We start from the raw sequence: 21,321 nt of genomic DNA, 5'->3' as shown, positions 1-21,321 counted from the left end.
CACCAGAAGGAGCTGCACATGAGCCTGCCCCAACCTGACCGGACCGACGGCTATGTGGACCTGCGCTCCTATGGGGCCATCGGCGACGGACGCACCGTGGCGCTGGTGGCCCTGGACGGCTCCATCGATTGGTATCCCACGCCGGACCTGGATTCCACGCCGGCATTCGCCCGTCTGCTGGACGCGGAAAACGGCGGCCAGATTGAACTGCGTCCCGTCGCGGACTTCACCGTGGAGCGGTCCTACGTTGAAGGCACCAATGTCCTGGCCACCACGTTCACCACGGCGGGCGGCAGCGTGCGGATCACCGACTCGCTGAACACCGGAGTGGCCGGCCGGCTGCCCTGGGGTGAGCTGGCCCGGCGGATCGAGGGGCTCGACGGCGAGGTGGACATGCGCTGGGCCGTCACCCCGGGCAGCAGCTTCAACACCGCGTCCCCGTGGGTGCAGCAGTCAGTGCACGGACCCGTGCTGCAGGTCCAGGGCACCACCATGGCCGTCCGCGGCCGGCACATCGGCGAGGAACGGGTCTCTGACCGTGCGGTCAGCGGCCGCTTCACCACCGGCACCGGCTCGCACCATCTGTTGGCCCTGGTGTCCACCCACGAGGAACCGCTGCCGTTGCCGGATCTGGACACCATCAACGACGGCGTGGACCGGACCATTGCCAACTGGCAGGACTGGTCCCGGGAGTTCCAGTACGAGGGACGCTGGGCGCACGCCGTCGAACGCAGTGCCCTGGCCCTGAAGCTGCTGCTGCACAGCCCCACCGGGGCCATTGCCGCCGCCGCCACGACTTCCCTGCCGGAGAACGTGAACGGCGGAAAGAACTGGGACTACCGCTACGCCTGGGTCCGGGATACCGCGTACACCCTGCATGCCATGATCCGCTTCGGACTGCGCGAGGAAGTGCACGCCGCCGTTTCCGGAATGCTGAAGAGTGTCCGGGAACAGGGCACGGACCTCAAGGTTTTCACCCGGCTCAACGGCAGCCGTGCCGAAGGGGCGGAAATACTGGATATGCCCGGCTGGCGCGGCATCGGCCCTGTGGTCAACGGCAACGACGCCGCAGCCCAGCTGCAGATGGGCGTCTTTGGCGACCTGTTCAACATTGTCCAGATGTACGTGGACGCCGGGCATGTCCTGGACACCGGCACCGGCCGGTATCTGGCCGATCTGGCGGACCTGGCCTGCGACGTGTGGCAGCGCAAGGACTCCGGCATGTGGGAACTGAATGAGGAACGGCACTACACCACCTCCAAGCTGGGCTGCTGGCACGCACTGAGCTGCGCCTCTCACCTGGCCGATCTCGGGCAGATCCCCGGAAACCCGGAACGCTGGCGCGCGGAACAGGCGCGCATCCGCGACTGGGTGGACACTCATTGCTGGTCCGAGGAACGCGGGAGCTACGTCTGGTATCCCGGCACCGAGCAGCTGGATGCCTCCATCCTGCTCCACGCCATCAGCGGCTTTGACCGCGGCGAACGGATGTCCTCCACCCTCGATGCCCTGCGCAGCGAACTGGGCCGCGGGCCCCTGCTCTACCGGTTCAGCGGCGCCGAGAAGGAGGAAGGGACCTTCGTGGCCTGCGCGTTCTGGATGGCCGCAGCACTGGACTGCGTGGGCCGCCGGGACGAGGCCGCCGCGCTGATGGATGAACTGGTGCCGCTGGCCAACGACGTCGGCCTGTACACCGAGATGATTGCCGAAGAAGACTCTTCATTCCTGGGCAATTTCCCGCAGGGTCTGTCCCATCTGGCGTTGATCACGGCAGCCCTGACCCTTGCGGAGGACCGCTCCGCTTAGGACGTGCAGCCCACTCCGTCACCGTCACGGTCGAATTTCGGATCCCAACCGGGGTTTCCGGGGCGGATCGGTGCTGCGCCCGCCGCCTTGACGGCCGTGCAGTTGGCATAGGTAACCGATCCGCCCGGGGCTGCGGGGGCCGGTGCGGGGGCGGCGGGTACTGCAGGAGCGGGCGCGGCGGGTGCTGCCGGTGCAGGTTGCACGGCAGGTGCCTGCTCGGCGGCCGGGGCAGGCTGCGCGGTATCGGCGGAGGCCGCGCGTGTGCCCTCGCGGGCGGGAACCGGTTCCTCCGGGCAGCCGGCCAGGACGGCGGCGATGGCATCGTGTTCGGCCTGCGTCATCCACAGCCGGTATTCGGCCTTGACCGCGGTCTGCCGGGCAACATACTCGCAGCGGAACGCCTTGTTTGCCGGCAGCCAGGTGGCGGCGTCGCCGTCGGACTTGGAACCGTTTGCGGGCCCGTCGGCGGCCAGGAGGTTGAGCGGATCATTGGCCAGCTGCCGGCGCTCCTCGGCGGTCAGCTGCTGGGCCCCCTTCTGCCAGGCATCGGACAGGGCCACCACGTGGTCAATCTGGACGGCTGTGCTTGTGGCGTTGCCGCGGACAAACGCAATGGTGGTTCCCGTATAGGGGTCCAGGAACGTGCCCGAGGCCACCACGCATTCCTTGGTGCCGTCCTTGTAAACGACATCCACGAGGTCCCGGGCGAGGATGTCGTTGCGCGTGTCGCAGCCGTTGTGGTCCGTATCGGCCCAGGCCGGGCCGAACTGCTCGCGGTCATAACCGGTCTTCGGTGCGCGCCCCTTGATCGGGATGCCGGCCAGTTGATCCAGGGCAGTCCCGGCTGCGGCCGGCGCCTGCTCGGCTGGTTCCTGCCCGGCCGGTTCCTGCTCAGCGGGCGCCGGTGCAGCGGATGCTTCATCCGAGGGCCGGGCTGAGGCCGACTCCGAGACGTCAGCGGACGGAAGAGGAGCGGAACTGCTGCCGGTAACCGGGGTGCAGCCCACGGCACCGAGGGAAAGAAGCGCAACGAAGGACAGAGCTTTAATGCGTAGTGAAGTCATCACTATCCATTATGGAGGATTCACAGGGCATGCCTTTACGCGCGCCCGGTTCCCCCTGGCTTGAAGCAGAACAACTGAATTCGCCCCGGATCAATCCAGTGCGGCGCTCTCTTTCGATGAGGCAAATTCTGGAATTGTTCACCGCAGTATTTTGTGACACACATCAATAGACGGGTCTCCAGGCTCGGGATTGCCTTTGTAGCCTTTTAGGGGAAACCGCTTTCGCGCACCGCCCGCCGCGTCGGCGCCCGGACCTCCTGTCCCGGGAACCTCCTGTCCTGAAAATCTCCTGTCCAGGGAAGCACCTGTCCCGGGAAGCACCGCGCAGGACCGGGCCCGTGCCGTCCGGGCCTCGCCGGCCTGGTTGCTGCAAGGGGAAGCCTCTTCCCTCCCCCGCCGCTTCACAGTAGGTTCATAAGCCAACGGACATCCGTTCACGCCTCCCGCAGGAGATTTCATGGCAACCACTAAGAACAGCACCAAGGACGTCGTGGCCAAGCAGCCGCCGGCCACCGATGAGCTGAACAAGGACCAGCCAAGCCCGAACGGGCGGCGCGTGACCGTCGCGGAGGATTACAGCCAGGAACTCGACGAGCTGCAGGACCTCAGAAAGAAGGGCAAAAAGCTCAAAATCAAGGTCGACGACGACGCCTGGCGCCAAAATTACCCCTACGACACCAAGCTCAACCGGCGGACCTATGACAGGCAGAAACGCCTTCTCCAGATTGAGCTGCTGAAGATGCAGCTGTGGGTCAAGGAATCCGGCCAGAAAATGCTCATCATTTTCGAGGGCCGCGACGCCGCAGGAAAAGGCGGCGCCATCAAGCGGTTCGACGAGCATCTGAATCCCCGCGGCGCACGCGTGGTGGCATTGGAAAAACCCACGTCCGAGGAACAGACCCAGTGGTACTTCCAACGGTATATCCGGACCCTGCCCAGCGGCGGAGAGATCGTCATGATGGACCGGTCCTGGTACAACCGGGCCGGCGTCGAACGCGTGATGGGCTACTGCACTCCGGCCCAGTACCTGGAATTCATGCGGGAGGTTCCGGAGCTCGAACGCATGCTCGTCAATTCCGGCACCCTGCTGCACAAGCTGTGGTTTTCAGTGGGGCGGGCGGAGCAGGCGGCGCGGTTTGCTGCCCGTGAAACCGACCCCGTGAAACAGTGGAAGCTCTCCCCCACCGATCTGGCCAGCCTGGACAAATGGGACGCCTACACCGAGGCAAAGGAAGCCATGTTCTTTTACACGGACACCGGAGACGCTCCCTGGACCACGGTGAAATCCAACGACAAAAAACGCGCTCGGCTCGAGGCGATGCGGCATGTGCTGAACACCGTGGATTACCCGAACAAGGACGTGTCCGTTGCCCGTCCGCCGGACCCGCTGATTGTCGGACGGGCCTACAACCATTTCGAAGAGGGCGAAGAACCGCACGGCAGCTTCCCTGTGGTGAAGCCGCAGGGAAACGCTGCGGTTAAGGACCCGGGATAGCCGGACAACCCGCCGCGCGGTAAGGCGTCCGCCCGCATAGCCGGAGCACGCGTAGGCTGCTGCGGTGATAGCCCGTGACATAGGAACCGGCCGCCCGCTAGTGCTCGTGCACGGATTCGGGGTGGACCACCGGATCATGCTGCCCTTGGAAAGCACATTCAAAACCCTCGCCTGGCGCCGCATCTATCTGGACCTGCCGTGGACCGGGAACGGATCTCCCAGCTCGGCCGCCAGTGCTCAGGACGTCGCAGACGGCGTCGTGGAGGAGATCCGGAACCGGCTCGGCGACGAGCCGTTCGCTCTGCTGGGGAACTCCTTTGGCGGCATGATTGCCCGGCACGTTGCCCACACCCTGAAGAACCAGGTGCTCGGGCTGGCCACCCTGGCACCGGTGTTTACGGCAGCACATGAAGACCGGATACTGCCGGACCGGCGCGTTATCCAGCAGGACCCGGGACTGGCCGAGGGCATGGCATCCGCCCGGGACACGGCAGACTTCCGGGACGTGGCAGTCCTGCAGACAGCCGGCACCTACGCCGCGTTCTCCGCCTATGTTGTCCCCGGTCTCCGAGGGGCAAATCAGGCACTCATGGATGAGATTGCGGCGGCCTACGCGCTCGACGACGAGCCGGAGTCCGCGCATCCGGAGCCCTTTGCTGCACCATCCCTGCACATTTTCGGCCGTCAGGACCACGTCACCGGATACGAGGACGGCTGGGCACATCGGGAGCATTACCCGCGTGGAACGTTCAGTGTGCTGGATGCCGCCGGACACAACCTCCATCTGGAGCGGCCGGAGCTGGTCTCGGCGCTCATCCGGGACTGGCTCGAACGCATTGAAGACTGCCCGGGATCTCCTTAACCGGCCTAACCCGCTTCCCGGTACTCCTCTTCCAGCATTCCCAGAAGAACCTGGTCGTGGAACTCTCCGCGGTGGAAGGCTGCTGCACGGCGGCGCCCTTCTTCCCTGAAACCCAGGGACCGGTACAGATGAATTGCCCGCTGGTTATAGGACCACGTCTGCAGTTCAGCCTTATGCGCACCCATTTCCTCGAAGACAATCCGCAGTCCCAGCTGCAGGGATTCCCGCCCCAGGCCCTGGTCCTGGAATTCGGGGCCGATAATGATGGCCATGGTGGCAATCCGTTCGGGAACGGACATTCCCCAGACACTGATATGTCCAACGAGCTTCTCGGCGGGATTGACAATGCTGTAGCCGAAGCCTGACGGCGACTCGTTTTTGCTCCACGTCCGGAACATCGCGGCAGTAGTTTCCAGAGGGCGGGCCGTCACCCGCTCCTGCTGCAGAATGGCCTGGGAAGGGTCATTCCACCATTCGGACAAGTGCGCAAGGTCGGGGTCACGGAGCTCGCGGAAGCGGACATGCTCACCGGAAAACATGAACGCTGACCATTCCTGGAGACCGCCGCCGGAATTATCCATGCGGCGATAATAGCGCCTCCTCCCCCGGGCCGACGCGGAAGGCCCGGACCAAAACAAAAGCGACGGGTCAATCCCGCTTGTGTGATTCGCGCAACACTCCTACTCTTGGTACATCTTGTCCGTACCAAGAGTATGGATCGACATTCACAGAGAGAAGATTCGCCAATGGCAGCCGAATCACTTCCCCAGTCCCGCGTCCCCCTCTTCGACGGCATGAACCGGATCCCCGGCGGCCTCATGCTGATCCCGCTGATTCTAGGCTCCGTTGTCGGCACGTTCTTTCCCGGATTCCTGGAGATGGGCAGTTTCACCACCGCCCTCTTCGCGGACTCCGCCCTCCCCCTCATCGCCATCCTGATTTTCGCCACCGGCATGCAGATCACTGCCAAAGCCTCCGGACCGGTCCTCGCCACCACGGGCGTAGTCTTGCTGTTCAAGACCATCATTCCCGCGGCGCTGGTGGCCGCACTGGGTCTGCTCGTGGGTGTCGACGGCATTCTCGGGATTTCAATCCTTGCCCTGCTGGCCTCCTTCGATAACAGCAACGGCGGATTGTGGCTTGCCTTCACCGGACGCTACGGCGACTACCGGGACCGCGGCGCCTACATGGCCTCCGCAATTAATGACGGCCCCTTCTTCACCCTGCTTTTCCTGGGCCTGTCCGGGCTGGGAAACATTCCCCTGCTGACCTTGGTAGCGGCGATCATCCCACTCGTTCTCGGCTTCATTGTCGGCAACCTCGATGCCAAATGGACGGAGGTCATGCGGCCCGTCCCGAACATCGTGATTCCGTTCTTTGCCTTCGCGCTCGGTACCAGCATTGACCTTGGCGCTGTTCTCTCCGGCGGAATCGGCGGCATTTTCGTCGGCATTGCGGCGACTCTGATCACGGGCGCCCTGGTCTATTCCGGCTACCGTTTCGTCCTGCGCCGCGGCGCCAAATCGGGTGTTGGAATTGCCTCCGCCACCACTGCCGGCAATTCAATTGCGACACCGGCCATTGTGGCGGCCGCAGATCCCACTTTCGCCCCCTACGTAGATGTGGCAACCGCCCAGGTTGCCTCCGCCGTCCTCGTCACCGCCATCTTCGCTCCGCTCCTGGCGACCTGGGTATTGAAGCGGCAGGGCGGGCTGGATACCTCCGGAGCGGCACCCGGGGATGCCCAGGACCGTCCCGGGCTCGAACAGGTGAATTGATGTCTCTGTCCCCGGGTCTGAACCCAATTGTCGGTATTGTGGCCGACGACGTGACGGGAGCCACGGACTCAGTGGTGCAGTTCTCCCGTTCCGGCTGGCCCTCGCGTCTGCTCCTGGACAGTTCTGGCTCCCGTCGGTTTGAACCGGGAAGTGCCGTGGCCCTGACCTCGGACGCGCGTCCGATGGACACGGTGTCGGCACGGAACGCGACGGAGCTGTCCGTGGAAAACCTCGTCCGTTCCGGCGCCGACCACCTGTACCTGAAAATCGATTCCACCATGCGCGGCAGCGTGGCCGGCCAGCTGGCCGGCGCACTGTCCGCGTGGGAAAAGCTTCATCCCGGCTGTTTCGCGGTCCTCTGCCCTGCCTATCCCGCCATGGGACGCACGGTCAAGAACGGCCTTCTGCGGGTGCACGGCCTGCCGGTGGAGGATTCTCCGGCCGGCCGGGATCCGGTAACACCGGTGAGGACGAGCGATCTGGCCTCCCTGCTGCCCGGCATCCGCACACTTCCCCTGACCGGAGCCTCACCCGAGGAAAACGCCCGGATCCTGCAGAGGGCGGCCGCTGAGGACGGGATGGTGGCCGTGGACGCCGCAACCGAGGCCGAGTTGCAGGTTCTCGCCGATGCGCTTGTTGCCGCGGGGCCCCTTGCCATTCCGGCCGGTTCCGCAGGACTGGCCATAGCCATGGCACGGTCCTGGGCAGAGGTGCGCCACGCCCCGGCCGCGCCGGAACCCGCGTCCTCTGCCCCGGCAGCGCAAACCGTCGTCGTCGTCAGCTCGGTTCACGACATTGCACGCGCCCAGGCCGCATACCTGTGCGCCCACCTGGCCCCGGCCGATCTGCAGGTCCTGCAACCGGATCCGTCGCTGCTGCACAACGGCATCGCGCTCGGAGAGTGGACCGCCGCCCGGCTGGCGGAACACGTCCTGCCTCCCCGGGTGCTCCTCATTCTCTCCCCCGCCGCAGACGTGCAGCTGCCCCTTTCCGGTGCCGCCGTCGCCCGACGCCTGGCGGCGGTAGTACAGCAGACGGTGGAGACCGGCGACGTCGGTTCCCTGGTACTCGTGGGCGGCGACGGCGCCCACGCTGTCCTGGATGCCCTCAGTGCCACGTCCCTGCTGATCACCGGAGCCGTGCAGGAGGGAATTCCGCGCGGCTACATCGAAGGCGGCGGCGCCTCCGGGCGAGTCGTCGTCACGAAGGCCGGCGGGTTCGGAGACATCACCGCCCTGCTGGACACCGTCAACGACCTGACCAATTACACAGCACTACCATCGGAGACACACTCATGAGCAACCCCGTCCTGGCCGTAACCCTCGGCGACGTAGCGGGAATCGGTCCGGAGATTACGGCAAAAGCCCTCCTCGGACACGACGATCTGCGCCTTGAATGCACACCCATCGTGATCGGTGACGAGGCGGCCATGCGCGCAGGAGTAGTCAACGTCGGCGGGGACCCGGATGTGGTCCATGTCCTGGAATCCGTTGAGGACGCCACCAATAAGCCCGGCACCATTGAACTCCTGCAAACGGGTCCGTCCCTGGCGGATGTTCCGCTGGGAGAGCTCAGCCCCGTCGCCGGTGATGCCTCCTACCGCTTTGTGGTCGAAGCCTGCCGGCTGGCCCGCGAAGGCAAGGTCCAGGGCATCGTGACCGCCCCCTTGAACAAGGCAGCCATGCACGCGGGCGGACACAAATGGCCGGGCCATACGGAATTGCTCGCCCATGAATTCGGGGTGGAGAACTTCAGCCTCGTCCTGTCCGCCGGCGACCTGTACTTCTTCCATCTGACCACCCACGTCTCCCTGCGCCGGGCCATCGATGACATCACCCCGGAGCGGACGGGTAACGTCATTGAACTGGTGAGCGCCTTCACGAAGGCCCTGGGGCGGCCGGACGAGCCCATCGGCCTGGCCGGCCTGAATCCGCATGCCGGTGAAAACAGGCTCTTCGGCGACGAGGATGCTGACATCCTGGCACCGGCCGTAGCAGCTGCGCGCGCGGCAGGAATCAACGTTTCGGGACCGCTGCCCGCCGATGCCCTCATTCCTGCCGCCGTGAACGGTAAGTGGAACATGGTGATTGCCTGTTACCACGATCAGGGCCACGCGCCGTTCAAAGCCGTGTACGGCGACGACGGCGTCAACATCACCGTGGGCCTGCCGGTGGTGCGCGTGTCCGTAGACCACGGCACCGCCTTCGATATCGCCGGAAAGGGAATTGCCCGGGAAACGAGCCTTGTCCTCTCCCTCCGACGTGCAGCCGCGCTGGCGCCCGGGTGGGAGCACGTCTGGCGGACGGCGCAGCAGAAGTAGACGCCGAATCCCCGTCCCGGGTCGGCCATAATGGGTTGTGATGCATACGACTGACGACCCGGGACGCGCTCTGGGAGGCAACGAGCCGCTCCACCTGCAGCTCCGTGAGCACCTGCGCGCACAAATCATGAATCATTCCCTGCCTCCGGGGACTTCTCTGCCCAGCGAGGCACAGCTGCAGGCGCGTTTCGGTGTTTCCCGCTCAGTTGTCCGGCAGGCCCTTGGAGCGCTTGAAGCGGACGGGCTCATCCTGCGCGGCCGCGGCCGGGGAAGTACGGTGGCCCCCCGCCGCGAACACCACCGGCTGGTGCATCGGACCTCGGGCCTCTCAACGCAGGTTGCCGGTACGGGAGCGGCCGTAGGCACGGAGGTCCTGTCGCTTAGCGTGCAGGAGTCGAATGCGGCGACGTCGGTGCTGGAATCCCCGCAGGTCCTGGCCATCGAGCGGCTCAGGACGGCTGACGGGGTCCATATAGCGGTCATCCACACGTGGCTCCCGCTGCCCCAGTTCGCTTCCCTCACCGCTGCCGACCTGACGGATTCCTCACTTCACGCCGTAATGCACGCGGTGTTCGGTGTGGAGATAGTTTCCGGCAAACGCCAGATCCGTGCAGTGCCCGGCGACCGGGATCTGACGTCGCTGCTACGGCTGAAGCCGTCCTCGCCTGTCCTCCTGCTGGAGGGAACCAGCTATGACGCCGACGGACGAGCCGTCGAGGTGTTTTCCACTTGGCACCATCCGGACCATGTCGTTTTCGACATCAATGTGGAGTCCGATCCAACCGCGCAGCAGCCGGCCGGTGCCGGCCCGGTGCCGGCCGCGACCGCTGACGTTGCAGGCCCTCCGGAGGATGGCGCCGACGCCGGCGCGGTTGCCGGGCAGGCCCGAATGCTTGGAGCTGAGCTGCTGCGCCTGGCCGGCAACCTGGAGAGGCTCCCGAGGGCGTAGAGCCACGGACGGCGCAGCCCGGAGAGCGGGCAGACTGGGGAGCTGCAGGCAGGGAAAGCGTTGACACGCAGATCACGCCGTTGTGATCCGCGCAACTACTATCCTAAACAGCATCTGCCGGGCCGCGCCAAATCCTCCCGCGGAGCCCGAAAACGGAACCGTCAGTACTGCATGAGACGATAAAACCATGCTCGAAACCCCTCCCCTCGTAGACGTCACCGACGTCATCCGCGTGGTCGGCGGTTCGGCCTTCCAGCGGGGTCAGACCTACGCCAAAGGCGGCGCCGTGGAGGCCCTGGAGTGGGATGCCGAAGCTGAGGTACTGCGCGCGCAGGTCCGTGGCAGCGCGGCTGTTCCCTATCGGACGCTGCTCCAGCTCGGCGCCAAACGCCAGGGCGACTACCGGTTGCTGGATAACCACTGCAGCTGCCCGCTGGGCTTTGACTGCAAGCACGTGGCCGCAGCAGCCCTGCAGAGCAACACCGAGCATCTGATTTCCCGGCAGGAACTCTTTGCTCCGGCCGCCCGTCCGGCCGTACCGGCCTGGCAGCAATCACTGCAGACCCTCATTGATGCAGATCATGCAGACAGCACCAGGCCCGCCGAAACCACGCCCCTGGCACTGCAGTTCGAACTGCGGAACGTGGCCGCAGCCGCGGCGTCCCGCTGGGGCACACCCACCCCGCGGAGCCTGCACCGGGCCACCCCGTTCCGGCTCGGTGTCCGCCCCGTCGTACGCAACGCCAAGGGCAACTGGGTCAAGAACAACCTCGCCTGGAGCAATATCAGCTACCAGACCTACGGGCTGCGGCTGGACCCGGACCAGCACCGCTGGTTCTCGCAGTTCCCCTCCCTGCACCGTTCCAACGGCGTGAATTACTTCGGGCAGAACGATTCCTGGCTGTACCTGGACGACTTCGCGAATCCCCTGCTCTGGCAACTGCTGGAAGAGGCCGTCCGGCTGGGCATTCCGTTTGTCGGCACCAAAAAAGACACTGCTGTCCGGGTGGGCAAGCTGGCCACCCTGTCCCTGGATGTCCGGGCCGCAGGCGGGGACACTCCGGGGCCGCTGCAGCTGCTGCCGACGCTCGAAGTGGACGGCGCGCAGGTACCGCTGGAGGACGCCGGCATCATCGGCAACCACGGGATTTACCTCCGGTCGCCGCAGAACACCATTACCCTCGCGCCCACTGCAAAAACCCTCACGGAACAGGACAAGGGCCTGCTGCTGCAGGGCGCTCCGGTGATGGTGCCGAAGGCGGACGCTCCGGTGTTTCTGGAGAAGTTTTACCCCCGGCTGCGGCAGGTACTGCCGGTCACCAGCAGCGATGACTCGGTGGAGTTCCCGGAGATCGAGCCGCCGGTCCTGGTGCTCACCGCCGCGTTCGGCCCCGAGGACTCCTTGACCCTGACCTGGAACTGGGCCTACCGGCACGGAAGCTCCTCCACCCGGCTGCCGTTTACCCGGGCACCAAAGACCGGCGGGTCAGCGGACGACGTCGACACCTCCTACCGGGACATCCCCGCGGAGGCGGAACTCGTGGCCGCCGTGGGGAAAACACTGCAGGCCGTACCCCGCGACCGGACGCTGCGCGGCATCGAGGCTGCCGAGTTCACCGAACATGTCCTGCCGGAGCTCGAGAAGCTCGACGGCGTCCAGGTGGACATCTCCGGCACACGGCCCGATTACCGCGAGCTGCTCGAGGCACCGAAGCTGAAAATCACCACGGTGGAGACCGAACGCCGCGACTGGTTCGATCTGGCCGTGATGGTGACCGTGGAGGGACGGCTGGTGCCGTTCGCGGACATCTTCAAGGCCATCGCCCAAGGCAAAACCAAACTGCTGCTGGTGGACCGCACCTACCTCTCCCTGGACCGTCCCGAGTTTGAGCACCTGCACGCGCTGATCAACGAGGCCCAGGGCCTGCAGGAATGGGATACCGGGGAACTGTCCATCAGCCGGTACCAGGCCGGGCTGTGGTCCGAGCTTCAGGAGCTGGCGGAGGAAACCGAGGAAGCCGCTGCGTGGCGCGAATCCGTTTCGGCGCTGCTGGACCTGGAATCCGTGGACCCGGTGCCGCTGCCGGCCGGGCTGCAGGCTAACCTGCGGCCGTACCAGCATGAAGGGTACAACTGGCTGGCGTTCCTTTGGAACCATGGCCTGGGCGGGATCCTCGCGGATGACATGGGGCTCGGCAAGACCCTGCAGACCCTGGCCCTGCTTGCCCATGCCCGGGAGCAGCGCCCAAGTGCACCGGCGCATCCGTTCCTGGTGGTGGCACCCACCTCGGTGGTCCCCAACTGGGCCTCCGAAGCGGCCCGCTTCACCCCGGGACTGAAGGTGGTCTCGGTTTCCGATACCACCGGCAAGTCCAAGGTGCCGTTGGCAGAGGTGGTGGCAGGCGCCGACGTCGTCCTCACCTCCTATGCCGTGTTCCGCCTGGACTTCGCCTCCTACCGGAAGCTGGAGTGGGACGGCCTGATCCTGGACGAGGCACAGTTCGTCAAGAACCGGGTCACCCGGGTCCACCAGTGCGCCCGGGACCTGCCCGCTCCCTTCAAGCTGGCCATCACCGGCACCCCGATGGAAAACAACCTGATGGAGCTCTGGGGGTTGTTCGCCATTGTGGCCCCGGGACTGTTCCCCTCTGCCCGCAGGTTTGCCGATGAGTACCAGCGGCCCATCGAACGCGGCGACAGCCCCGACCTGCTGTCCCGTCTACGGCGGCGCATTCGACCGCTGCTGATGCGCCGTACCAAGGAAGCCGTGGCCAAGGACCTGCCGGAAAAGCAGGAACAGGTCCTCGAGGTGGAACTGCATCCCAAGCACCGCAAGATCTACGAGACCCATCTGCAGCGCGAACGCCAGAAGCTGATGGGCCTGATCCAGGACATGGACCGGAACCGGATGATCGTGTTCCGCTCCCTCACCCTGCTGCGGATGCTCAGCCTGGATGCCTCACTCGTCGAGGCGGAGGAATACGAGGGCGTGCCCTCGGCCAAGCTGGACGTGCTCTTTGACCAGCTCGAAGACATCACCGCCGAAGGCCACCGCGCCCTGATCTTCAGCCAGTTCACATCCTTCCTGAAGAAGGCTGCCGAACGCCTCGACGCGGCGGGCATCAAATACGCCTACCTCGACGGCTCCACGCGCAACCGTGCCGAAGTGATTGCCTCCTTCAAGGACGGCGTGGTCCCTGTGTTCCTGATCAGCCTCAAGGCGGGCGGATTCGGATTGAATCTGACGGAGGCGGACTACGTCTTCCTGCTAGATCCGTGGTGGAATCCGGCGGCGGAGGCGCAGGCGGTGGACCGGACGCACCGGATCGGGCAGAAGAACAACGTGATGGTCTACCGAATGGTGGCCCGGGACACCATCGAGGAAAAGGTCATGGCGCTCAAGGAGCAAAAGGCCAAGCTGTTCAGTTCGGTCATGGACGACGACGCCGTGTTCAGCTCCGCGCTCACCGCCGACGACATCCGGTCACTGCTGCAGTAGCGGACCTGCGCTGGAACCGCTGCGGTAACGGACCGGTACCTGCAGCGGTTCCGGACGTGAATTCGGGCACCCTGTGTCCGCGGACAGCCGCTCAATCCCGCGCCGGCGCCGGACCGGCCGGATTCCATGGCCCGTGGAACCGATTACCTTGGAAACAGGGCCCGCTTCCGCCGTCGGACGGCCGCGGGTCGAGCAACATGCGTACCAAGGAAAGACAATGAGCGTCCAGGAATCAACGCTGGTCCGGCCGGCCGGGACCCGCCCCAAGGATGAAGACGATCTGGTGCACGTTTTCTGCACCCCCTGCAAGCGTCGGGCACGCAGCCGTGCACGCCGCCCGGTCCCCTACTGCGGCAAACAGATGCCCAACCGTCCGCTGCAGGACGATACCGGGGACCTTCCCGTGTGTGCGGTGTGCCTGGACCTCGCCCGGTCCGCGCCCTGCCCCCGGTGCGGCACCCAGGCCCGCTTCGACTGAGCAAAACCCCCGCCTGGTCCGGCGCAGCCCCAAACCCACCTCGACTGCGCCAGATGCCTGTACCGCTGCCATTCCCTGCACGGGGTTTGATTTGTACAGTGGAGTGATGGCGAATCAGGAACGGCCCATCGGATTCTGGCTCAAACTCGTCGACCAGCTGGTCGATGACCAATTTGTCGCCAGCTTTGAAGAGCACGGCGTCACCCGCCGGCAATGGCAGATGATGAACCTGCTGGTGGAAGGGCCTGCCACTTCCAAGGAGTTGTCGGACGGGCTGCGTCCGTTCTTCCCGGCGGTGGAGACCGGCACGTCTGCGGAGCTCATCGAAGAGCTGCGCGAATCCGGATGGGTGCTGCTCCAGGATGGCCAGTACCATCTCACCGACCTCGGCAGCAGGAGCCTGGAAAACCTCCGCGGTGCGGTGGACCGCATCCGGCAACTCATGACGGAAAATATTACCGAAGCGGAATATGCGGCACTGCTCACGGCCCTGCAGCGCATGGCCGGCAACCTCGGCTGGGACGGCGACGTCGCATCCGGCCCCCGCGTGGACACCTGAGCTGTAGGCACAGCGGGTGGGCATGGCTGGTCTCAGTAGCCGGCCCGGACGTCCACCCGACCCTCCAGGGGAAACCCCGTCCCGAGGTTGCGGACGTTGCGCTCCACCCGGGCCGCAAGCAGCGGTCGGATCATGTCCGGGGTTTCGCCCGTATGCGGCGTGATCAGGGCCCGGGGCTCGGACCAGAGGGGATGCCCGTCCGGCAGGGGCTGCGGGTCCGTGACATCAAGGGCTGCCCCGGCAAGCCTTCCCTCTGCCAGTGCGGCGACCAGGGCACCGGTGTCTACCATCGGGCCGCGCGCAATATTTACCAGGAACGCCTCCGGCCGCAGGAGAGCCAGACGGCGGGCATCGATCAGGCGTGCGGTTTCGGCGGTCATCGGCGCAGCCAGCACCAGGACATCCGCATCCCGCAGTGCTTCATCCAGGCCGTCGTCGGTCACGGTTTTTTCCGCTCCCGGCACCGGCTCAGGATGCGCACGGACCACCGTGATGTGTTCCGTGAAAGCCGATACCAGCCGGAGGATTTCCCGTCCCACACCACCGGCCCCCACAATCACCACCCGCTTACCGTGCAGCGAGGTGCCCTGCGGGCTGCCCCAGCTTTGTGCACGGGCGAACGCATCCACGCCACGCAGCACCGCAAGGATCAGGGCCAGGGCAAACTCCCCCACCGGCTGCCCGAAGGCGCCCTTGCCACTGGTCCATTGGCGGTCCGGATAGCGCTGCATCAGGTCTTCGTATTGGTCCACACCTGCCAGCGGAAGCTGGATCCAGGCAATGCCGGGATATTCGGCCAGGAGCGTTTCCAGCGTGTTCCCGTCCAGTCCTTCGGTCAGGACCAGCCCGCGGGTTGCCTTCGAAACCGGCTCAACGACGCCTCCGCCGGCCTGGACCGCGGACACCAGGTCACCGCGTGGCTCCGGAAGGACTGCAATCTTCGGTTCCATGAACGGACCCCGTTCGGCATCGGCTGGCAGTCCCAGAAGTATAGTCGCGCGGCACACCACTCCGGCAGATGCCGGAGCGGTCTGCCGCGCACAGGGGCTACTTGCGGATCCTGGCCAGCAGCTCTTCGAACGGCAGGGACTGCGCGGGCGACGCCTGTGTCGGCGACGTTTGCGCGGGCGACGTTTGCGCGGGCGACGTTTGTGCCGACGACGTTTGGGCCGGCGACGGCAGGGCGGATGCCGGGCGGGCATCCCGGGAAGGGCGGCCTGGCTGCTCAGGGAGGTCCCCCATCAGGGCAACAAGTTCACCGGCGGCGCGGCGGACGCGCTGATCGAGGGAAACGGCGCCGGCTTCGCCTTCACCCCAGTCGCCCGGCGCGGCGTAAACGGCGGTGGGGGCCGTCCGGGCGCGGAGGTAGCTGAACATGGGGCGCATCGAATAGTCCAGCACCATGGAATGGCGGGGGCTGCCGCCGGTGGCACCGATCAGCACGGGTTTGCCGTCCAGTGCCGAGTTGTCGATGACATCAAAGAAGGATTTGAACAAGCCGCTCATGGAGGCCGTGAAGACGGGCGACACGGCAATGAGTGCATCGGCGGCCGCCAGTTCATTGATGGCCGCTTCCAGCCGGGGAGGGGCGTAACCGGTGACCATCGTGTTGGCAATGTCCACCGCATATTCCCGGAGTTCGAAGGTGCTCACCGCCGCACTCAGACCGCTTGCTTCGATTTCGGCCCGGGAGGCCGCTGCCAGGGCGTCGGCGAGCATCCGCGACGACGACGGAACGCCCAACCCGCCGGACACCACCACTAGCCTGCGATCAGTCATCCCATTCTCCTTTTCATGCATTTGCATACACTGGGGAACCGTTCCGGACGTACCTTTTATTCCCGGCGGGTTATTCCTGTCGGGGTATTCCTGCCGGGCGGCAGCGTCTCCACCCGGGCCGGGCCGTGAATCGTCCCTTCGGCGGAGCCCCGAATCCAAGGACGGAGCAGAAACCCGGAGAATCTCCGTCGCTATGGGGAGTTCCCCGGGCCAGGACTTGGCTAGGCTGGCCGTACAGCAACAAACATCGTCACTAAAAACACAACGGGGGAATTCACTATGACCACGCCTAACTACAGCTACGGAGCTTTCAGCAGTGGAGGATCCGCACCCGCACCCGCCGTGCCGCAGCGCCCCGCAGCGGTGGAGCGCGGCTTCTGGCTGCTGATCGCCTCAGCCGTCGTGAGCGTCATCGTGCTGATCCTGTCCATGGTCACACTCACCTCTGATGAAGGCCGCGCCGACCTGGCGGCCGCCGGCGGACTCACCGGGGCGGAGGTGGACACGGCTGTCACCATTGGGCTGGTCACTGTCATCGTCATCGGCGTGATCAGCCTTGCTGTCAACGTCCTGTTCGCCGTATTCGCCCGCAAGGGCCACAGCTGGGCACGCATTGTCATGGCCGTATTCGCCGGCCTGTCCCTCACCGCCCTGTTCGGGGTGGATGGCTCGACTGAGAGCATCCTCAGCCTGGTCTCCCTCCTGCTGCTGATCGCGGGCGTGGTTCTGCTGTTCCTGGCCCCGGCCAACGCCTACTACAGCCAGATGCAGGCATACCGGCAGGCAAAGAAGATGGGTTACGCGGGCTAATTCTCCGTGCCCCGCACCGGCCGGGACAGCATCCACCGGATGCTGTCCCGGCCGGGCCGTTTAAGCGGTAAAGCCCTGTCCCCTGCCGGAAGCCCCCCCTAGCCGGAAGCCCTACCCCATAGCCGGAGCCGCTACCCCGCTGCGGCGCGGCCGGCAGCTCGTCCGCTGAACAGGCAGCCGCCCAGGAACGTCCCTTCCAAGGACCGGTAGCCGTGCATTCCGCCACCGCCGAAACCCGCAGCCTCCCCGGCTGCGAAAAGCCCGGGAACCGGAGCGCCGTCGTCGGCCAGGACCCGCGACTGCAGGTCCGTCTGCAGCCCGCCCAGCGATTTACGGGTGAGGACTGACAAGCGGACGGCGATCAGGGGTCCCGCCTTCGGATCCAGGATGGCATGCGGTGCCGCGGTACGGATCAGCCGGTCACCCAGATAGGTCCGTGCTCCGCGGATGGCCGTGACCTGGGAATCCTTGGTGAACGGGTTACGGATTTCGCGGTCCCGGGACTCCAGCTCGTGCCGCACCGCCCCGGCGGACAGCTCCGGGGCGTCCCCCCGGGAGCTTTTGGCGAGCCGGTTCATGCCGGCAACCAGGTCCTCCACCGAGTCCGCGGTGATGAAATCCTCGCCGTGGTCCAGGAACGCCTGCACGGGCGCCGGAACGCCGGCGGTGGCGCGTTTGAGGACGTCGCGGAGGGATTTTCCGGTGAGGTCCGGGTTCTGCTCGGACCCCGAAAGAGCGAATTCCTTGCGGATGATTGCCTTGTTCAGGATGAACCAGCTGTAGTCGAAGCCGCTGCCGCGCAGGTGTTCCAGGGTGCCCAAAGTATCGAAACCGGGAAACAGCGGCACGGGCAGCCGCCGTCCAGCCGCATCCAGCCACAGTGAGGACGGACCGGGCAGGATGCGGATGCCATGGTTTTTCCAGACCGGATCCCAGTTCCGGATTCCCTCCACGTAATGCCACATGCGGTCCGGGTTGATCACCCGTCCACCGGCTGCTGAGGCAATGCCGATGCCGCGGCCGTCCACGTATTCCGGCACGCCGCTGAGCATAGTCCCCGGTGCCGCACCCATCCGCTGCGGCCATGCAGCACGGACGGCATCATGGTCCCCGCCGATGCCTCCGGTGGTCAGCACCACGGCATCGGCCGTGAACTCGAAGCCTCCCACCACGGTGCGGCTGGACGCCGTGCCGCGCGGCGCCGTCGTCGGCTCCAGGACACTGCCGCGCACTCCCGTCACGGCACCGCCGGTGAGGACGAGGTCATCGAGGCGGTGGCGGAACGCGAAGCGCACCAGTCCGCGTTCGACGCCGTCGCGCACCCGGGCCTCGAACGGTGCGGTGATCCCGGGGCCGGTCCCCCAGGTGATATGGAAACGCGGAACGGAATTGCCCGGTCCGTTGGCCCCGTAGCCGCCGCGCTCCGCCCATCCCACGACGGGAAAGAACCGGTGGCCCAGCTGCTGCAGCCAGGCACGCTTCTCCCCCGCAGCGAAGTGCACATAGGCCTCCGCCCACCGGCGGGCCCAGTCGTCCTCCGTGCGGTCAAAACCCGCCGTGCCGAGCCAATCCTGCCATGCCAGATCCACCGAATCCTTCACCCGCAGCCGGCGCTGCTCAGGGGAATCCACCAGGAACAGCCCGCCGAAGGACCACCAGGCCTGGCCGCCCAGGTTCTGGGCTCCCTCCTGTTCCACCAGGATGACCGAGCGTCCGGCGTCTACGAGTTCGGCCGTGGCTACCAGGCCGGCAAGTCCGGCACCTACAACAATGACGTCCGCGTCTTTGGGCTGCATCCGGCTCACGCTACCGGGGACGGCGGGCACGGACCAGCAACCCGCCGCGGGGCGTGTTCCCCGTCAACCGGGACTTTCCGCGCCGTTGCACCGTCCGGGGGTTCTAGACTCGCCCCTGGGTTTCTAGACTGAAAGGCAGGGCCGCTCCGAAGGAGAACCGGCGACTGCCGGTGCCGGCCGTGGAAGAAGTGGAGAAGCTCATGAGCGAACAGGGCAACGCGGAAAACGACGCCGACCGGACGCGTTCGCAGCAGCCTGCCGAAGGCGACGGCGAGAACGACGGCGAGAAGAGCCAGCCGCAGGAGCACTCGCAGGAACCGGCCGAAGGCGGCGAAGACCAGAGCTAGTGCATTCTCCGGCCGTATCGGGACGCAAGTGCAGATCCCCCGGTCCGGCCAGCAAAAACAGGCCTCCGGTTCCGGGAACCGAAGGCCTGTTTCATGTGCGCGGTGCTCTTTTATCTGCGCGGTGCTTTTTCATCTGCGCGGTGCTTTGATGCTGCGGTGCGCCGATCCATCAATCCATCAATCCGTCAGCTGGCTGCCGCCTTCCGGGCCGAGTCCGTGGCCTGGCTCAGTTCGTCTGAATCCCGGCTCTGATCCACAACCGGCCCAGTTCCTGCGATTTCCCGCATCTGCGCAATTCCCGCAGCAGCGTCCTGTTTCGTTTCGAAAGTCGTGGACACCGCCATCAGCGTCCCGTCGCCTGCGACGAGCTTAATGCGGTAACTTCCCTCGTGAGCGTCCACCAGCTTGAAGTAGCCCGACATCGCTTACCTCCTTGTAAGGGGTCTATCAGTGCCTTCAATACTAAGCCACCTTATGAGTTTCCAGGGCCTTCTTCCCGGAACTCAAGTAGTGCGCAACCCAATCGTGATGTCTTCCTAGACTGGATCCATGGCCGATACCGTCAGTCCGGAGCAGCGCAGCCGCAACATGTCCCGTATCCGCGGCAAGGACACCGGACCCGAGCTCCTGATCCGCGGCATTCTGCACGCCGCCGGGTACCGGTTCCGGCTGCATGGCTCTTTCGGCAAGGTCCGGCTGCCGGGAAAGCCGGACCTGGTATTCGCCGGGCGTAAAAAGGTCCTCTTCGTCAATGGCTGTTTCTGGCACTTCCACTCCTGCCGTGCCGGTCAGCATGCTCCCAAGACCAACAGCGACTTCTGGGCAGCGAAGCGAAACCGGACCGTTGAGCGCGACGCCGCCGCCCAGGCGCGGCTGGCGGCGGAGGGATGGGATGTCCTGGTGGTTTGGGAGTGCGAGCTGCGGGACCGCAGTCTCCTCGAAGAACAGCTGCGGACCTTCCTGGGTCCGCCCGGGCGGGTTCCTGCCGCCGTTTCCCCGGTTCCTGCTGGGGCAGCGGCATCACCGCAGGCGCCGTTAGACTCGGACCCGGAGATCAGTACCAATCAAGAGTGAGGCGGCACTTCATGAGCAGCACAGGCAACGGCAAGCGGGGCGTCCTTTTCGATGTGGACGGAACCCTGGTGGATTCCAACTATCTGCATGCGGTCGCGTGGTGGCAGGCTTTCCGCCGGATGGAACACGACGTTCCGATGTCTGCCATTCACCGCGCCATCGGCATGGGTGGTGACAAGCTGGTGGAACATCTGCTTGGCGAGGACCGCAACAAGGACGAAGATGAGCAGCTCGACGCCACGCACGGCGCCATCTTTTCGACGTGGTGGCCGTCCCTCCGGTCCTTCGACGGTGCCAGTGACCTGCTGAACGCCTGCTCGGACAAGGACCTCACCGTGGTCCTGGCTTCCTCCGCTTCCGAAGCCGAGCTGAAGTTCCTGCGCACCGTCATCGAAGCCGACGCCGCGATCACCGGCGCCACCAGTTCCAGCGACGCGGAGGCCAGCAAGCCGTCCCCGGACATTCTCGAAGCGGCCCTCGAGGCCGGGGGGCTGCAGGCCCAGGACACCATCTTTGTCGGCGATTCCGTATGGGACGTCAAGGCCGCCGGGAAACTCTCGATTCCCACCATCGGAGTGACGTGCGGCGGCACGAGTGAAGCGGAACTGCGTGAGGCCGGAGCCCAGGAAGTGTACGAGAACCCCCGCGACCTGCTGGCGGCCCTGGACACCAGCCTACTCGGTCAACTGATCGCCCGCAGCTAAC

At 65.6% G+C, this 21,321-nt stretch carries 20 protein-coding genes; 14 read left to right on the top strand and 6 right to left on the bottom strand.

Features of this window, described 5'->3' with window-relative positions; all coding sequences use genetic code 11:
• The first annotated feature begins 18 nt into the window (after positions 1-18).
• Entirely contained in the window at positions 19-1,806 is a 1,788-nt protein-coding gene (locus tag GD627_RS11680) for a glycoside hydrolase family 15 protein (RefSeq protein ID WP_152272645.1), read from the top strand.
• On the opposite strand, the gene GD627_RS11675 is transcribed toward GD627_RS11680, so the two are convergent.
• A complete protein-coding gene (locus GD627_RS11675) occupies positions 1,803-2,870 on the bottom strand; it encodes a GmrSD restriction endonuclease domain-containing protein (protein WP_152272644.1) in 1,068 nt (355 codons plus the stop codon). The genes GD627_RS11680 and GD627_RS11675 overlap by 4 nt on opposite strands.
• 457 nt (positions 2,871-3,327) lie before the next feature.
• Between GD627_RS11675 and ppk2 the strand changes: the two genes are divergently transcribed.
• Both ppk2 and GD627_RS11665 read left to right on the top strand, forming a co-directional pair.
• Positions 3,328-4,365 carry a polyphosphate kinase 2 gene (gene ppk2 / locus GD627_RS11670; protein WP_146362878.1) on the top strand — a complete coding sequence of 346 codons (1,038 nt, stop codon included), beginning with the start codon at positions 3,328-3,330 and terminating at the stop codon, positions 4,363-4,365.
• A 64-nt stretch (positions 4,366-4,429) separates the two neighbouring features.
• Positions 4,430-5,227, top strand: coding sequence for an alpha/beta fold hydrolase (locus GD627_RS11665; RefSeq protein ID WP_152272643.1), 798 nt, complete (start codon positions 4,430-4,432; stop codon positions 5,225-5,227).
• Positions 5,228-5,232: 5 nt separating this feature from the next.
• Here the strand turns inward: GD627_RS11665 and GD627_RS11660 are convergent, their stop codons facing one another.
• The gene (locus GD627_RS11660; RefSeq protein WP_152272642.1) at positions 5,233-5,808 is read right to left on the bottom strand and encodes a GNAT family N-acetyltransferase; all 576 of its coding nucleotides are present in this window, start codon (positions 5,806-5,808) and stop codon (positions 5,233-5,235) included.
• Between the two features lie 165 nt (positions 5,809-5,973).
• Between GD627_RS11660 and GD627_RS11655 the strand changes: the two genes are divergently transcribed.
• The 7 genes from GD627_RS11655 (at position 5,974) to GD627_RS11625 (ending at position 14,810) form a co-directional block, all read left to right on the top strand.
• On the top strand, positions 5,974-7,005 hold the full coding sequence (locus GD627_RS11655) for a 2-keto-3-deoxygluconate permease (protein ID WP_152272641.1): 1,032 nt from the start codon (positions 5,974-5,976) through the stop codon (positions 7,003-7,005).
• The gene (locus tag GD627_RS11650) at positions 7,005-8,303 is read left to right on the top strand and encodes a four-carbon acid sugar kinase family protein (protein WP_152272640.1); all 1,299 of its coding nucleotides are present in this window, start codon (positions 7,005-7,007) and stop codon (positions 8,301-8,303) included. The genes GD627_RS11655 and GD627_RS11650 overlap by 1 nt, the downstream gene beginning before the upstream one ends.
• Positions 8,300-9,325 carry a 4-hydroxythreonine-4-phosphate dehydrogenase PdxA gene (pdxA, locus tag GD627_RS11645; RefSeq protein WP_152272639.1) on the top strand — a complete coding sequence of 342 codons (1,026 nt, stop codon included), beginning with the start codon at positions 8,300-8,302 and terminating at the stop codon, positions 9,323-9,325. The genes GD627_RS11650 and pdxA overlap by 4 nt, the downstream gene beginning before the upstream one ends.
• Before the next feature lie 40 nt (positions 9,326-9,365).
• On the top strand, positions 9,366-10,274 hold the full coding sequence (locus GD627_RS11640; protein WP_152272638.1) for a GntR family transcriptional regulator: 909 nt from the start codon (positions 9,366-9,368) through the stop codon (positions 10,272-10,274).
• A 187-nt stretch (positions 10,275-10,461) separates the two neighbouring features.
• Positions 10,462-13,773, top strand: a complete 3,312-nt coding sequence (locus GD627_RS11635; protein ID WP_152272637.1) for a DEAD/DEAH box helicase — start codon at positions 10,462-10,464, stop codon at positions 13,771-13,773.
• A gap of 217 nt (positions 13,774-13,990) precedes the next feature.
• Positions 13,991-14,251: a hypothetical protein gene (locus GD627_RS11630; RefSeq protein ID WP_152272636.1), complete on the top strand. Its 261-nt coding sequence runs from the start codon at positions 13,991-13,993 to the stop codon at positions 14,249-14,251.
• Between the two features lie 106 nt (positions 14,252-14,357).
• Positions 14,358-14,810 carry a MarR family winged helix-turn-helix transcriptional regulator gene (locus tag GD627_RS11625; RefSeq protein WP_152272635.1) on the top strand — a complete coding sequence of 151 codons (453 nt, stop codon included), beginning with the start codon at positions 14,358-14,360 and terminating at the stop codon, positions 14,808-14,810.
• A gap of 32 nt (positions 14,811-14,842) precedes the next feature.
• Here GD627_RS11625 and GD627_RS11620 read toward each other — a convergent pair whose 3' ends face one another.
• Positions 14,843-15,760, bottom strand: a complete 918-nt coding sequence (locus GD627_RS11620; protein ID WP_152272634.1) for an NAD(P)-dependent oxidoreductase — start codon at positions 15,758-15,760, stop codon at positions 14,843-14,845.
• Positions 15,761-15,857: 97 nt separating this feature from the next.
• Positions 15,858-16,589 carry a CE1759 family FMN reductase gene (locus GD627_RS11615; RefSeq protein WP_152272633.1) on the bottom strand — a complete coding sequence of 244 codons (732 nt, stop codon included), beginning with the start codon at positions 16,587-16,589 and terminating at the stop codon, positions 15,858-15,860.
• Positions 16,590-16,868: 279 nt separating this feature from the next.
• On the opposite strand from GD627_RS11615, the gene GD627_RS11610 reads away from it, so the two are divergent.
• Positions 16,869-17,399, top strand: a complete 531-nt coding sequence (locus tag GD627_RS11610) for a hypothetical protein (RefSeq protein ID WP_152272632.1) — start codon at positions 16,869-16,871, stop codon at positions 17,397-17,399.
• Positions 17,400-17,530: 131 nt separating this feature from the next.
• On the opposite strand, the gene GD627_RS11605 is transcribed toward GD627_RS11610, so the two are convergent.
• Positions 17,531-19,195: an FAD-binding dehydrogenase gene (locus tag GD627_RS11605; RefSeq protein ID WP_152272631.1), complete on the bottom strand. Its 1,665-nt coding sequence runs from the start codon at positions 19,193-19,195 to the stop codon at positions 17,531-17,533.
• 200 nt (positions 19,196-19,395) lie between these two features.
• On the opposite strand from GD627_RS11605, the gene GD627_RS16490 reads away from it, so the two are divergent.
• Positions 19,396-19,542, top strand: coding sequence for a hypothetical protein (locus tag GD627_RS16490; RefSeq protein ID WP_153297127.1), 147 nt, complete (start codon positions 19,396-19,398; stop codon positions 19,540-19,542).
• Positions 19,543-19,727: 185 nt separating this feature from the next.
• Here GD627_RS16490 and GD627_RS11600 read toward each other — a convergent pair whose 3' ends face one another.
• Complete coding sequence (locus GD627_RS11600) at positions 19,728-19,964, bottom strand: YegP family protein (RefSeq protein ID WP_152272630.1); 237 nt, start codon at positions 19,962-19,964, stop codon at positions 19,728-19,730.
• A 127-nt stretch (positions 19,965-20,091) separates the two neighbouring features.
• On the opposite strand from GD627_RS11600, the gene GD627_RS11595 reads away from it, so the two are divergent.
• Positions 20,092-20,616 carry a very short patch repair endonuclease gene (locus tag GD627_RS11595; protein ID WP_152272629.1) on the top strand — a complete coding sequence of 175 codons (525 nt, stop codon included), beginning with the start codon at positions 20,092-20,094 and terminating at the stop codon, positions 20,614-20,616.
• An 11-nt stretch (positions 20,617-20,627) separates the two neighbouring features.
• Positions 20,628-21,320 carry an HAD family hydrolase gene (locus GD627_RS11590; RefSeq protein WP_152272628.1) on the top strand — a complete coding sequence of 231 codons (693 nt, stop codon included), beginning with the start codon at positions 20,628-20,630 and terminating at the stop codon, positions 21,318-21,320.
• The last annotated feature ends 1 nt before the right edge of the window (position 21,321 follow it).

Origin of the sequence: Arthrobacter yangruifuii, from assembly GCF_009192775.1 — a bacterium.
Classification (GTDB): domain Bacteria; phylum Actinomycetota; class Actinomycetes; order Actinomycetales; family Micrococcaceae; genus Arthrobacter_B; species Arthrobacter_B yangruifuii.
Note: the sequence above shows the minus strand (reverse complement) of the source record. Positions and strands in the feature narration are given on the sequence as shown.

Bases quoted from the DNA above. Each gene is read 5' to 3' on its own strand.
- GD627_RS11680 (WP_152272645.1), top strand. From the start codon at position 19: ATGAGCCTGCCCCAACCTGACCGGACCGACGGCTATGTGGACCTGCGC.
- GD627_RS11675 (WP_152272644.1), bottom strand. From the start codon at position 2,870: ATGACTTCACTACGCATTAAAGCTCTGTCCTTCGTTGCGCTTCTTTCC.
- ppk2 (WP_146362878.1), top strand. From the start codon at position 3,328: ATGGCAACCACTAAGAACAGCACCAAGGACGTCGTGGCCAAGCAGCCG.
- GD627_RS11660 (WP_152272642.1), bottom strand. From the start codon at position 5,808: ATGGATAATTCCGGCGGCGGTCTCCAGGAATGGTCAGCGTTCATGTTT.
- GD627_RS11655 (WP_152272641.1), top strand. From the start codon at position 5,974: ATGGCAGCCGAATCACTTCCCCAGTCCCGCGTCCCCCTCTTCGACGGC.
- GD627_RS11650 (WP_152272640.1), top strand. From the start codon at position 7,005: ATGTCTCTGTCCCCGGGTCTGAACCCAATTGTCGGTATTGTGGCCGAC.
- pdxA (WP_152272639.1), top strand. From the start codon at position 8,300: ATGAGCAACCCCGTCCTGGCCGTAACCCTCGGCGACGTAGCGGGAATC.
- GD627_RS11640 (WP_152272638.1), top strand. From the start codon at position 9,366: ATGCATACGACTGACGACCCGGGACGCGCTCTGGGAGGCAACGAGCCG.
- GD627_RS11635 (WP_152272637.1), top strand. From the start codon at position 10,462: ATGCTCGAAACCCCTCCCCTCGTAGACGTCACCGACGTCATCCGCGTG.
- GD627_RS11630 (WP_152272636.1), top strand. From the start codon at position 13,991: ATGAGCGTCCAGGAATCAACGCTGGTCCGGCCGGCCGGGACCCGCCCC.
- GD627_RS11625 (WP_152272635.1), top strand. From the start codon at position 14,358: ATGGCGAATCAGGAACGGCCCATCGGATTCTGGCTCAAACTCGTCGAC.
- GD627_RS11620 (WP_152272634.1), bottom strand. From the start codon at position 15,760: ATGGAACCGAAGATTGCAGTCCTTCCGGAGCCACGCGGTGACCTGGTG.
- GD627_RS11615 (WP_152272633.1), bottom strand. From the start codon at position 16,589: ATGACTGATCGCAGGCTAGTGGTGGTGTCCGGCGGGTTGGGCGTTCCG.
- GD627_RS11610 (WP_152272632.1), top strand. From the start codon at position 16,869: ATGACCACGCCTAACTACAGCTACGGAGCTTTCAGCAGTGGAGGATCC.
- GD627_RS11605 (WP_152272631.1), bottom strand. From the start codon at position 19,195: ATGCAGCCCAAAGACGCGGACGTCATTGTTGTAGGTGCCGGACTTGCC.
- GD627_RS16490 (WP_153297127.1), top strand. From the start codon at position 19,396: ATGAGCGAACAGGGCAACGCGGAAAACGACGCCGACCGGACGCGTTCG.
- GD627_RS11600 (WP_152272630.1), bottom strand. From the start codon at position 19,964: ATGTCGGGCTACTTCAAGCTGGTGGACGCTCACGAGGGAAGTTACCGC.
- GD627_RS11595 (WP_152272629.1), top strand. From the start codon at position 20,092: ATGGCCGATACCGTCAGTCCGGAGCAGCGCAGCCGCAACATGTCCCGT.
- GD627_RS11590 (WP_152272628.1), top strand. From the start codon at position 20,628: ATGAGCAGCACAGGCAACGGCAAGCGGGGCGTCCTTTTCGATGTGGAC.